The organism is Ruegeria sp. CH2 (assembly GCF_056537065.1).
Genome location: NZ_JBQFQV010000003.1, coordinates 1 through 11,914, shown reverse-complemented (window position 1 = coordinate 11,914; position 11,914 = coordinate 1). Strand labels below are relative to the sequence as shown.

The window sequence follows — 11,914 nt, the reverse complement described above, 5'->3', positions numbered from 1 at the left end:
TCAAGGCAAGCTGAGCTTCGCCATGCGCCCTCCATCCACCGTATAGACCTGCCCGGTGACAAAAGCTGCATCCTTTGATGCCAGAAACGCGACGAGCGCCGCAACTTCTTCAGGACGTCCCGTCCGGGTGACAGGGTGGATTTTGGCAATGTCGCGACGGAATGCAGCCGGGTCGGGCATGGATTCAATGAAATCCTCATTCAGCTCGGTATCGACCCATCCCGGCGCAACCGCATTGCATCGGATGCCTTCGGCCCCGTGATCCACGGCAACGGCGCGGGTCAGGCCGTGCAACCCTGCTTTGGACGCGCAGTAGGCGGCGTGGCCGGGATTGCTGCCCAAACCTTCGATGGATCCGGTATTGACGATGGTGCCTTTGGTTTTGCGCAAGTAGGGCAGTGCGGCCTTGATCATCAGGAACGGTGCGGTGAGGTTGACCGTCAGGATACGCTGCCAGTCCTCATGGCTCATTTCCTCGACCGAGGCTTCCTGCATCATGCCGGCGTTGTTGACCAACACGTCCAGACGCTTGGCTTCAGCGATCACATTGCCGACCACCTGCTCGGGGCTGTTGGGATTGGTGAAATCAGCAGCGATTCCATGGAATTCGCTGTCCTCGCCGCGTTGGGCGGTAAAGACCTGTGCACCTTCGTCTTGCAAACGTCGGGCGATGGCCTGACCGATGCCGCTACGCCCGCCGGTGACCAGCGCTACTTTTCCATCGAAACGCCTCATGAAACGGGCTTCCCTCCGTTGACCTCGACCAACGTACCGCAAACATAGCGCGATGCGTCCGAGACAAGGAACATGATCACGTCGGCGATGTCTTCCGGTTCGGCGATCCGGCCCAGCGGTACGGTTTGGCCCAGAGAAGCCACCGCGGAATCGGGATCAAAACCCCGCTTTTCAAAGCCCGAGCGCAGCATCGGAGTATTCACTTCGTTCGGGCATACTGCGTTGATGCGAATGCCCTGATGGGCGTGGTCCATGCCCATGCACTGGGTCAAGGACGCAATGGCCGCTTTGGTCATACAATACACGGCGTGGTTAGGGCCCGGACGCAACCCCCAGCAGGACGCGGTGTTGACGATGGCCCCACTCCCTGCTTCGGCCATGATTGGAATCGCGGCACGGCAGATACGAAAGGGCGCTTCAACGTTGACCCCCAGTGACAGAGACCAATCCGCATCAGACGTTTCCGTGACCGACCCGCGCGTGATGACGCCTGCATTGTTGATCACGATATCGAGCCCACCCAGCGCCGAAGCCGCAGCCTGAGGTAAGCAATCAGAATAGGCGGGATCAAGTAAATCGCCGGGCAGATGTGCCTCAGCCTCGATGCCACCGACCGACCGGTCTGCGACGGCGACCCGCGCCCCCGCCTTGCGCAGGCGTTGAACGATTGACGCCCCGATACCACCGGCTGCGCCAGTGACCAGAGCCGATTTTCCATTCAGGTTCATAAAGTCATCCATTGTTAGAATGATGCAACCGGAGCACCGAATTGGCCTTCATCAGGAACCACGCCCAACCCCGGCCCGGTTGGCAGTTCAATATGCCCACCTTTGATCCGGATGCCGTTTTCAGGGTCGTAGTTTCCCTCGATATAAGGCGCAGCCAGCCAGACACCTTCCAGCAGGTCGGGCCGAACGGTGGCACCGATATGAGTACTGGCGGCAGCGATGATGTCTCCTCCCCAGCTGTCATCGCAGGTGTGTGGCAGGTTGCGCGCCTCGCAGATGTCGCGGAAAGCGCGCATCGGATGCAGACCGCCGATGCGGGTGACCTTCATGCCGAACCCATCGACCAAACCGGTGCCCGCTGCCGAAATCACGATGTTCAAGCTGGTGCTGTTTTCATCCATGTATATACCGTGTGCGACCTGAGGCCGGATCTTCTGCAAGTCTTCGATGGTGTTGCAGGGCTGTTCCATGATGAACGGGATTTCGGGGCATTCGCGGCTAACACGCAGGGCGTCGCGCGTGGTCCAGCCCCGGTTGCCGTCGACGGCAAGTCGCATGCCTGTTCCTTTGACCACATCCCAGACTTTTCGGATGGTTTCGATGTCGATCTCGACCGGGCGACCCCCAACTTTGATCTGCAGACGGGGGTAGCCTTCTGCCAGCTTTTCGCCTGCCAGCCGGGCAATGTCATCGGGCGCGCCGACGCCAGTGGCGTAGTAGGATGGTACCTTGTTCGTGGTCGCACCGCCCAGCAGGTCACAGACCGGAACGCCCAGATGCTTGCCCAGCAGGTCATGCACCGCGATATCGATGGCCGCCTTAGCATAGGCATGCCCGTTCAGCAGCCTATCCATCCGGCGATGCAGGGACAGGGGCAGCACCTCGACCCCGATCAAGCCAGGGGCCATTTCGGCAAGCGCTGCGCGGGCACCTGCTGCGTGCGCCTCGGCATATGTTGGCCCAACTGGGCAGGTTTCCCCCCAGCCAACCAGACCGTTGTCCGCCACAACTTTCACCAGCGTGGTATCCAAGGACCAGACCTGTGCATTGGCCATGGTGTAGGGTCCGTTTTTGACCGACAGGTCGTGGCTGTAGATGTGCAATTCGGCGATCTTCATTTTGGTCTCTTGGTCTTGAACGAAAAAGAACCCGCCCGGTGTTTCGGGCAGGCCAGCACGGGGAGTTTGCATCAGTATGTCTGGTTTAGCTCATCTGCTGCCGGAATTTCCCTCTCACGGCGGGCGATATAGTCCAGAAGGGCGTCGTTCTTGGCCTCGTCCAACTTTGGTTCCTGATACTCGGCTAAAAGCTTCCTCGCGTATTTCAGAGCGCGTTCGGTGATTTCAACTTCACCTTCCGCCACCCATTGTTCGATCGAGTTGTTGTCAAACAGTTCGGGCATGAAAAAAGCCGTCTGAAAATTCTCCTGGGTGTGCGGATGCCCCAAATAGTGCCCGCCGGGACCCACATCCGGAATTGCGGCCAAGCCTTCGTCAAAATCATGCCATTTAGGCCCCTCCGCCATCCGATAGGCCATCGCGCATTGTTCCGCGTCCACAACAAACTTGGCGACCGAACAATGCATCCCCGCCTCGTTCCAGCCTGCCGAATGCCAGATGTAGTGGGCCCCTGCATGCAGAACAGCGCCCAGAGTTGTGGCGGATTCGTACCCGGCCTGCGCGTCAAACGTCTTGGCCCCGCCCAGCGTGTTCGAGGTGCGCCATGGCACATCGTAAAAGCGCGCCATCTGACCAATCATGAAATTCATCAGACTGATTTCAGGCGTCCCTGCCATCGGCGCACCGGATTTCATCGAAACGGTTGACAGATAATGCCCCCAAATCGCCGGACAGCCCTTGCGGATCACCTGCGTATAAGCCAGTGCCGAAAGCGCCTCGGCGGTTAGCTGTGCCACGGTTGCGGGTACCGATGCGGGCGTATTGGCACCGCCCAGAACGAAGGGCGAGCACAAAACCGGCTGATTCCGGCGGCAGAAGGCGCGCATTGCACCCAGCATGGTTTCATCCCAGACCAGCGGGCTGTTGCCATTGCAGTTGCCCGTTGTAACCGGGTGGTCATCAATGAACCCTTGGCCGAAAAGGATATCGCACATGTCCATCACGTCTTCGGCATTCCGGGGCGAGGTGGTCATGCCCATGAACGTTTTGTCCGAGTATTTCATCGACGAATAAGTGATGCGCAGGTGCCGCTGGCTGATCGGGTGGTCGTAAGGTTCGACGATATGATGGGCCGAGCTGTGCAATGCGGGCATCATGTGCGACAGTTTGTGAAACATCGCCAGATCGTCCAGCGTCGGGTTCCGGCGCACGTCGTCAAGATCACGAAGAAACGGCGCGCCGGTCATCGGCACGAAGATCGAGTGCTTGCCGCCGAGAGCGAGGTTCTTTTGCGGATCGCGCGCGTGATAGGTGAATTGCGCCGGAATGGTCGCGATCAGCTCGCGCACCATGTTGCGGTCCAGAAAGACCAGCTCTTCTTCGACCTTTGCCCCCGCTTTCTTCCAGTCTTCCACTGCGGTCGGGTCGCGGAACTGGACACCGACGTTCTCCAGAATATCCATGGCGGCCTTGTCGATAAGCTCAACCTGACTTCCGTCCATAACTTCGCAATGCGGGATGCCGCGTGTCAGCCCCGGCAGCATGTCAAAATTCGGCGCAGTGCGAAGAGCGCGGCGCGCGGAACGCCCACCAGCGCGTGTAAGAGTACGGGTCGACAAGGGGCAATCCTCCTGTTTTGAATCAGACTGGCGGAATTACGCCGCGTTCACCTCTCTGATTGCGATATGTGTTTGCAGGAAGCGACACCGCCCTGATGACGGTTTTTCGCCATGTCTGTTCACGTAAGGTCGTTCGGTCAATTTACCTTGTGTGACCTACTTCACTGCCAATCACGTGCAGACATCTGCAACAGATATCCATAAAGTTGTTTCAGGAGGGGCGCTTCAATGCACCACACGACAGAGATGCTGATCATCGGTGCCGGGTTCTCGGGGCTGACGATGGCGCTTGAGGCGCGCAAGCGTGGCATCAAAGATATCGCCATTCTGGAAAAGGCCGAAGATATCGGTGGCACGTGGCGCGAGAACACCTATCCTGGCGTCGCCTGCGATGTTCCTTCGCATCTGTATTCCATGGCGACCCACCCTAATCCGCACTGGAGCCGCGCCTATGCCGGTGGCGCAGAGATACAGAAATATCTGCAAAATGTCGCGCATCAGGAAGGGTTGTATGATCTTTGCCACTTTGGGCAGGCGCTGAAATCGGCAAAATGGGATGGCACGCTTTGGCAGGTCGAAACCATGGATGGCCAGTTCTGGTCGGCCCGGTTTCTGGTCTCGGCCATCGGCGCGCTGCATCATCCCAGCATTCCGGACATTCCTGGCGCGGGCAGTTTTCCCGGCCCCTGTTTTCATTCGGCCGAATGGGATCACACCGTCGATCTGACCGGAAAGCATGTGGCTGTTGTCGGCACCGGGGCGTCAGCCGTTCAGTTCGTGCCCGAGATTGCCAAGGTTGCGGGCCACGTCACCGTTTTTCAGCGCAGCGCGCCTTACGTCATGCCGCGCCCTGACGGCCCGATCGCACCTTGGGTGCGCAAACTATATGCCTACCTTCCCCTGCTTCCGCGCATCCGGCGCAAACTGATTTTCATGTTCTTCGAGTTTCGTCACCGCGTGTTCAGGGGCGAGGAACGCGCGATGAACTTTGCTCTGAAGATGTGGCGAAAATCGTTGGAAGGCGCGATTGCCGACCCCGAAGAACGGCGCATTCTGACCCCGGACTATCGAATTGGGTGCAAACGCATTCTCAGTTCAAATGACTGGTACCCGGCGCTGGCCCGCGACAATGTCAGCGTCATTCCGCACGGCGTGGCCAGTATCGATGGCAACAGCATCCTCGCGTCAGATGGCACCAGGGCAGAGGCAGACTCGCTGATCTGGGGCACCGGGTTTCAGGTTACCAATGTCGTAGAGAGGTTGGATATTACTGGCACAGATGGGCTAACGCTGCGGTCGGCCTGGACAAACGGGATGTCTGCTCATCTGGGCACGGCGATAGCCGGTTTTCCCAACTTCTTCATCCTTCTGGGGCCTCATACCGGGCTTGGGCATAATTCGGTCGTGTTGATGATCGAAGCCCAGGTCGGGCATATCGGCCGGGTTCTGAGCGAGATGCAACGCAAGGAACTGTCGGTGATCGCCCCCGATGCGGCGAAACAGGCGGCCTTTACACAGGAAATGCAGGACCGTCACGCGGACAGTGTCTGGCAGACCGGAGGCTGCACATCCTGGTACATTGATGCGGACGGGAAAAACACGACGCTTTGGCCCGGAACAGTTGCCGAATTTCAGAAACGCATGTCACATTCGGGATTGGAGCAATACAACCCCGTAAGGACCGGAGACAGCTAGATGACATTTTTTCTTAGCCTGATTGCGGCCTTTGCCGTCTTTCTTCTGGCCATGGCTCTGTGGACCCGGCGGATAACCCGTCAGGGGCTAAAAACCGTGCCGCAGATGGGCCAGATCGTGCCCGTACGGGGCGGCAGCATCCACTATGTGGAAAAGGGCAATCCGGACGCGCAGACGGTCGTTCTGATTCACGGTCTGGCTGGGCAGTTACAGCATTTTACCTATGCGTTGGCGGATCAACTGGCCCAGGATTTCCACGTCATCGCGCTGGATCGCCCCGGTTGCGGATATTCAACCCGGGATACGGCAGAGCTCGCACAATTGCCGCAGCAGGCCGCGATGATTGCTGAGTTTCTTGAAACCAAGGGTATGGATCAGGTTGTGCTGGTGGGGCATTCTTTGGGAGGTGCGGTGTCGCTGGCGCTGGCTTTAGACCACCCCGAGCGGGTATCCGGCCTCGCTCTGTTGGCACCAGTAACGCACAGGGTGCCTGAAACACCGGTGATCTTCAAACCGCTCGAGATCCGGACCAAATGGCTGCGCAGCCTGATTGCCAACACGATTGCAGTGCCCATGGCCTCAATAACGGCGCCGCACAGTCTGGGCGTGGCATTTGATCCTGAAACCCCACCAAATGACTTTCTGGACCGTGCGGGTGGTGCACTCGGGCTGCGCCCGTCGGCCTTTGTCACGGCCTCGCAGGACGTTATCGGGTTGGATGCCAGTTGCGATGCGCTGGTGGCCAGATACCCCGAGCTGTCGGTCCCCGGCGGGATATTGTATGGAAGTCAGGATGCGCTTCTGTCCCCTGCCCTTCACGGGCCGCCGATGACCGAATATGGTCTGAGCTATGAAGAGCTTGACGGTCTGGGTCATATGATCCTGATCACAGAACCGGAGATATGCGCCGCGTTTATCCGCAGAACGGTGGACACCACGATATTCCGTCAGACGCCCTTGCAGGACCCGGTGAAAGAGCCCGTGAAAGAATTCCCCGGTTAGGGCGATTTCCCTCTTGACCCTCCCCGGCCCCTCGCTTACATCGCCTCTCACTCACGGCGGAGTAGCTCAGTTGGTTAGAGCAGCGGAATCATAATCCGCGTGTCGGGGGTTCAAGTCCCTCCTCCGCTACCATTTCCCCCTTAAGAACACAGTCTTTGAAGATGCCGTAGGTTCGCACGCACCTCAGTGGCGCCAATTGTACCATTTCCGTACCATTTAATCCCACTTTCACATGTGTATCGGAAACCTTTATGTGCGCAAAGGTTACCCTAGCGGTTGTTGAGTGTCACGTTGTCCTACGAATCCAACACCGACATTCCTAATTTTCCCCTCTTCCCCCCGAAATACGGCCTACCAAGAAATCCACATCGGGTTAGAATTTCGACTATTAGTTGTTCGATCAGGTTCATACTTATTGCCTGCCCGAGCTGTGTGTCTTTTCGGTCGACCGATGTTACGATGCTGGCACCTTTTTGAGACTGATGAACACGAGTGGACGTTTGACCAAAATCCGGATGCGTAGATCACACAAGATGCGGGTCGAATAGCAGCTCCGCTCTATCCCCCCCACAATCAGGCCCAACGCTGTGTCCACAGACCAAAATAGCGCCCGCCGCGTTGCCCCACACTACGACCAACTGTTTGAAAGCGTATTGGGTTTTCAAGACATCACATCTGAACGCTTCCAAGTGCGTTATTTGTCAAGATGGCCCAATTAAGAAAACTACATTTATCAAATTGTGTTGCGCTTTCGCAAATAGCGGATTTTCCGTTATTTTTTGATATTTTTTGGCCCGCATTCCCCAAGTAACCTGACACTTTTTCGCCCCTAATGCTCGGTAACGTGTTATTTTTCAGCATGTTAAAGCGGTCGGGAGCGGGGCTTCATGGATCACCTGAAGGGTGCAGACGAACTGGGCGCTGTTCGGCTTGGTTTTGACCGTCGGGTGCGGTTGGAATTTCATGGCTCGAAGATCAGTTCGGACGGCGGCCTGCTGCTGTTCCGGGAACTGGATGAGGTGCTCGGCCTGCATGACCTTGCGGGCGGTGTGTTGCGCGACACGCGGACAGGGCATAACCTACTGCATTCTCTGGTTGGCCTGTTGCGTCAGTCCGTCTTCGGTCGGTTGGCCGGATACGAGGATGTGAATGACGCAGATCGGCTGGCGGTTGACCCTGTGATGCGGCAGGTGGTGGGAGGACGGGCCGTTGACGCCAATGCCGCCTCCGCCAGCCAGATGGGACGGTTCGAGACCGAGGTGCTGGCGACACCCGGCAATCGCGCTGCGTTGGCTGATCTGTCGGGGCACTGGATCGACCGGGTTCATGCCGCGGTGCCGCCCAAATGGATCACACTGGACATGGACAGTTCGGTCAGCCCGACCCACGGCGCTCAGGAGGGCACCGCATGGAACGGTCATTTCGGCTGCATGTGCTATCACCCGCTCTTTGTTTTTAATCAGTTTGGTCACCTTGAGCGCTGTGCCCTTCGGCCCGGTAATGTGCACAGCGCCGACGGCTGGAAAGACGTTCTGGCTCCCGTCATTGCCCGGTACAAGCCCCGTGACCTGCTGCGTTTCTTCCGGGCCGACGCTGCCTTTGCCATTCCGGAGCTATACGAGATGCTGGAAGCGGAAGGGTATTTCTATGTCACCAATCTGCCGATGGATCCAGAGTGGATCATCCAGTTCTACAATCAGCGCGGTACCGCCGAGCAGCACATTAAGGAGGGCAAGCAGGCGATCAACTGGACACGGCTGTCCTGCAAGCGGTTCCGCGACAATGAGGTCAGGCTTCAGTTGCACGCCTTGGCCTACAATCTCGGCAGCTTCCTGCAGCGTGCCGACTTGCCAGAGGAGATGGCCGACTGGTCTCTGACCAGCCTGCAGGCCCGGCTCATCAAGATTGGCGCAAGGGTTGTCCGACACGCCCGCAAGATCACCTTCCAGCTTGCCGAGGTTGCCGTCAGCGGCGGCGTGTTCCGACGTATTTTCGCGGCCATTCAGCAGTTGCGTCCGCCACCGGTTCCATCATGATGACGTCAGCGGCAAAACCCACCGGAAAGCGGCTGGACTGGTCTGTTCAATGGGGTGCCAATCCGTACCAAACCTGGATCAATCCGGCCGTCGAGGCCATAAATCATGCTCAGTTCCTGCGTCCGTTGCCAGAACTACGGCACAATGGGCCCAAGAACCTTGATCGGTGCGAGGAACGGCTGCAACATGGAACGAACGGCGTTCTACTTGGGGAATGTCGGCTAAGAAGTATTTCGTGCATGAGGGAGAGCGGTATGATCGGGGGATTGTTGGAGACCATTAGAAATGGTGCCCACGTAGTGCGCCGCACCAACTCGTTCAGTGGACTTGCTCCCCGAACCTTTTTCGTGGCTATGGGTGCAGTCGTAACTCTGATTTCTGCGCACGCTGCATTTGCACAAAGCTATTCTGCAACCGGCGGTACGGTGAGCGACATCTCCGTCGCTGGCCAGCAATTCCGTGTTCATACCTTCACAACCAATGGAACCCTCAATGTCACGGGTAGGATTCCCAACTTGGAATATTTGGTCGTTGGCGGTGGAGGTGGCGGTGGCCGTAACCTTGGTCCCTTCAATTTTGGCGGCGGCGGTGGCGGCGGTGGCGGCGTTCTAGAGGGCGCATTCGCAAACGTAACCGCGCAATCAATCACAGTGACCGTTGGGATGGGTGGGAATGGCGCTACCACTGGGATGACAGGTCAGAATGGCCAAGACAGTGTTTTAGCTTCAACACTTGGAACTGTTACGGGAATAGGCGGTGGCGGCGGTGGCGGTGCCAGTTTCGGTGGAGTTGCAAACAACGGTCTGGCGGGAGGTTCCGGCGGCGGTGGAGGGTCTTTCGCTGGTGTTGCTGGGACAGGTACCGCTGGTCAGGGTTTTGGTGGAGGCAACAACCCTAACTCTGCGATTGGTGGGGGTGGCTCTGGAGGCGGAGGAGGAGGGGCTGGTGGACCCGGTTTGCAAACGCCTGATCCGACAACTCAAGCCTGTAACAACGGTTTGGTAACGGATGGCGGAGATGGAGGACCAGGACGATCATCCAGCATTACTGGTTCATTGCGGATTTTTGGCGGCGGCGGTGGTGGAGCTAGCGCCGGTCGACGGGCGGTTTGTGGAAACGTAGGGGGCAATGGTGGATCTGGAGGAGGTGGAACGGGTGGAACAATGTCCGGGAACCCGTCTGGTGCACCAACTACTGCGCTTCAAATCCCTCCAACGGACGGGCTAGCTAGCACCGGTGGTGGCGGCGGCGGCGCCCGCACAACCAATGGCGGCGACGGCGGTTCAGGCATAGTTATTGTACGCTATGCGCTTCCGCCTGCCGTGGGTCCGACGGTTGAGTTGTCGGGCCCTGACGGTGTTCAGGCTGGTCCTTTCACGGTTACGGCCCGGTTTTCCGAGGCGGTTTCGGGGGTTTCGGTTGGGGATTTTGTGATTGGCAACGGGACGGCGTCGCGGTTGGTGATGGTCAGTCCGCGTGTCTACACGATCCTGGTGACGCCCTCGACCCCTGGTGCCGAAGTCACCGTGTCCTTGCCCGCCAATGTAGCGACGGCCGCATCGGGGGCGATGAACGCAGCCTCGGCGGTGTTGACGATCGCGGGAGGTGCCCTGACCGAGGCGCAGCGCGAAGAGATCCGCAACATCATCGTGCAGCAGGCTGTGCGGGATCTGAGGGCCGAGTTGCAGACAAACCGGCGGATCACCCGGAATGCGCGGGACCGGTTTGCAGAGTATTCCCGGTGTCGCAACCTGCGCGAACGGGATGACCTGTCACCTTCCGCCTTGGCCGAATTGGAAACGGAATGTCAGACCGCAAGCCGGAACCAGGCCCCGCTGGGCCTTGCCGGGGACCTGAATGCCACCGCAGAGATGGCCAATCTGGCGGGCCAGATCTCTGGCACGCGTGGTCTTGGTGACGCCCGCAGTCGCTATTTCTTTGCGGATTTCGATGTGACCCACTTTGACGGTGGTGATGTCACCGCCTTTCTGACCGCAAGGGTTGCGTGGGAGCGTCTGGTGTCTGAAGATGCTCTGTTCGGCTATTTTATTGGCGCAAACGCCTCGCATTCCAACATCGACGGGTCGTTCTCGGGCGATGGCACAGGTTATGGCCTGACCGCGGGGGCCTATTTTGTCGATCAGCTGAGTGAGAACCTGTTCTGGGACGGGTTCGCGGCGGTCAGCGCCGGGCGGAACAATCTGGATATTAGCGATGCGACCACACAGGTCGACAGCGACTATGACACCTATTCCTATCAGGTTGGCCTTGCTGTCTCGGGGTACCGGGTGTACCGGGCCTTTGATCTGCGCCCCGAACTCAGCCTTGCCTATGGCCATACCGAGATCGGCAGCGTGCCGCTGAACGTGACCACCACCAGCACCTTGCAGGAGGCTCTGGACGCCGGGAGCGTATCCCTGGGCCGGCTGAGCTTTGAGCCGGAATTCCTGTTCCCCATTGCAACCAACAGTCGGGTCTACGACGATACGACGCTGCGCCTAACCCCCAGCCTGACCTGCGAATACCTCAAAACCAACACCTCCAGTAAGGATTGTGGTGGCGGTCTCGAACTGGAATGGAACGCAAGCTCAAACGACGCGCTGCAACTGTTCTCGCTCCGCATCAGACATGAAAACATCGGCGGCGCATCACGCGAAACCATCGGATTAACCTTCGAAAAAGCGTTCTAGGCTCAGGACGCATTGATATTCACTGCGCGGCATGATTCACGGCTTCGAAAATGGAGTGGTGACATGAGCGACCTTTTCTGGCTGACCGACGAGCAGATGGCTAATACCATATAGACTTAGACGGGGATATGCTTCGGGTTTGCGAAGAACACCCACCCGAAGCTCTCGATGTCAGAATTCCATTCCCGCAAGATTTTTTTCCCACATTCCCCAAGTAATCCGCTGATTTTGCTGTTCTGAATGAGATATTTTGCTTATAAAACATGGTGTTGAAGGCTGCGAGGGGCACGT

General features: G+C 58.2%; 8 protein-coding genes and 1 tRNA gene. 5 read left to right on the top strand and 4 right to left on the bottom strand.

Features of this window, described 5'->3' with window-relative positions; all coding sequences use genetic code 11:
• The 4 genes from ACR0M9_RS06270 to ACR0M9_RS06255 form a co-directional block, all read right to left on the bottom strand.
• Positions 1–735: an SDR family NAD(P)-dependent oxidoreductase gene (locus ACR0M9_RS06270; protein WP_480773120.1), complete on the bottom strand. Its 735-nt coding sequence runs from the start codon at positions 733–735 to the stop codon at positions 1–3.
• Entirely contained in the window at positions 732–1,463 is a 732-nt protein-coding gene (locus ACR0M9_RS06265) for an SDR family NAD(P)-dependent oxidoreductase (protein WP_480773256.1), read from the bottom strand. Before ACR0M9_RS06265 ends, ACR0M9_RS06270 begins: the two co-directional genes overlap by 4 nt.
• Before the next feature lie 14 nt (positions 1,464–1,477).
• Complete coding sequence (locus ACR0M9_RS06260) at positions 1,478–2,581, bottom strand: mandelate racemase/muconate lactonizing enzyme family protein (RefSeq protein WP_480773255.1); 1,104 nt, start codon at positions 2,579–2,581, stop codon at positions 1,478–1,480.
• Between the two features lie 71 nt (positions 2,582–2,652).
• Positions 2,653–4,200, bottom strand: a complete 1,548-nt coding sequence (locus ACR0M9_RS06255) for a trimethylamine methyltransferase family protein (protein WP_480482094.1) — start codon at positions 4,198–4,200, stop codon at positions 2,653–2,655.
• Positions 4,201–4,428: 228 nt separating this feature from the next.
• On the opposite strand from ACR0M9_RS06255, the gene ACR0M9_RS06250 reads away from it, so the two are divergent.
• From ACR0M9_RS06250 to ACR0M9_RS06230, 5 genes are all read left to right on the top strand, one after another.
• Positions 4,429–5,895 carry a flavin-containing monooxygenase gene (locus ACR0M9_RS06250; RefSeq protein WP_480773119.1) on the top strand — a complete coding sequence of 489 codons (1,467 nt, stop codon included), beginning with the start codon at positions 4,429–4,431 and terminating at the stop codon, positions 5,893–5,895.
• A complete protein-coding gene (locus tag ACR0M9_RS06245) occupies positions 5,896–6,897 on the top strand; it encodes an alpha/beta fold hydrolase (RefSeq protein WP_480487708.1) in 1,002 nt (333 codons plus the stop codon). It begins immediately after the preceding gene.
• A 55-nt stretch (positions 6,898–6,952) separates the two neighbouring features.
• Positions 6,953–7,029, top strand: a tRNA-Met gene (locus ACR0M9_RS06240).
• A 755-nt stretch (positions 7,030–7,784) separates the two neighbouring features.
• Positions 7,785–8,933 carry an IS1380 family transposase gene (locus ACR0M9_RS06235; protein ID WP_480773118.1) on the top strand — a complete coding sequence of 383 codons (1,149 nt, stop codon included), beginning with the start codon at positions 7,785–7,787 and terminating at the stop codon, positions 8,931–8,933.
• 425 nt (positions 8,934–9,358) lie between these two features.
• Positions 9,359–11,623: a glycine-rich domain-containing protein gene (locus ACR0M9_RS06230; protein WP_480773117.1), complete on the top strand. Its 2,265-nt coding sequence runs from the start codon at positions 9,359–9,361 to the stop codon at positions 11,621–11,623.
• Positions 11,624–11,914: the final 291 nt, after the last annotated feature.

Bases quoted from the DNA above. Each gene is read 5' to 3' on its own strand.
- ACR0M9_RS06270 (WP_480773120.1), bottom strand. From the start codon at position 735: ATGAGGCGTTTCGATGGAAAAGTAGCGCTGGTCACCGGCGGGCGTAGC.
- ACR0M9_RS06265 (WP_480773256.1), bottom strand. From the start codon at position 1,463: ATGAACCTGAATGGAAAATCGGCTCTGGTCACTGGCGCAGCCGGTGGT.
- ACR0M9_RS06260 (WP_480773255.1), bottom strand. From the start codon at position 2,581: ATGAAGATCGCCGAATTGCACATCTACAGCCACGACCTGTCGGTCAAA.
- ACR0M9_RS06250 (WP_480773119.1), top strand. From the start codon at position 4,429: ATGCACCACACGACAGAGATGCTGATCATCGGTGCCGGGTTCTCGGGG.
- ACR0M9_RS06245 (WP_480487708.1), top strand. From the start codon at position 5,896: ATGACATTTTTTCTTAGCCTGATTGCGGCCTTTGCCGTCTTTCTTCTG.
- ACR0M9_RS06235 (WP_480773118.1), top strand. From the start codon at position 7,785: ATGGATCACCTGAAGGGTGCAGACGAACTGGGCGCTGTTCGGCTTGGT.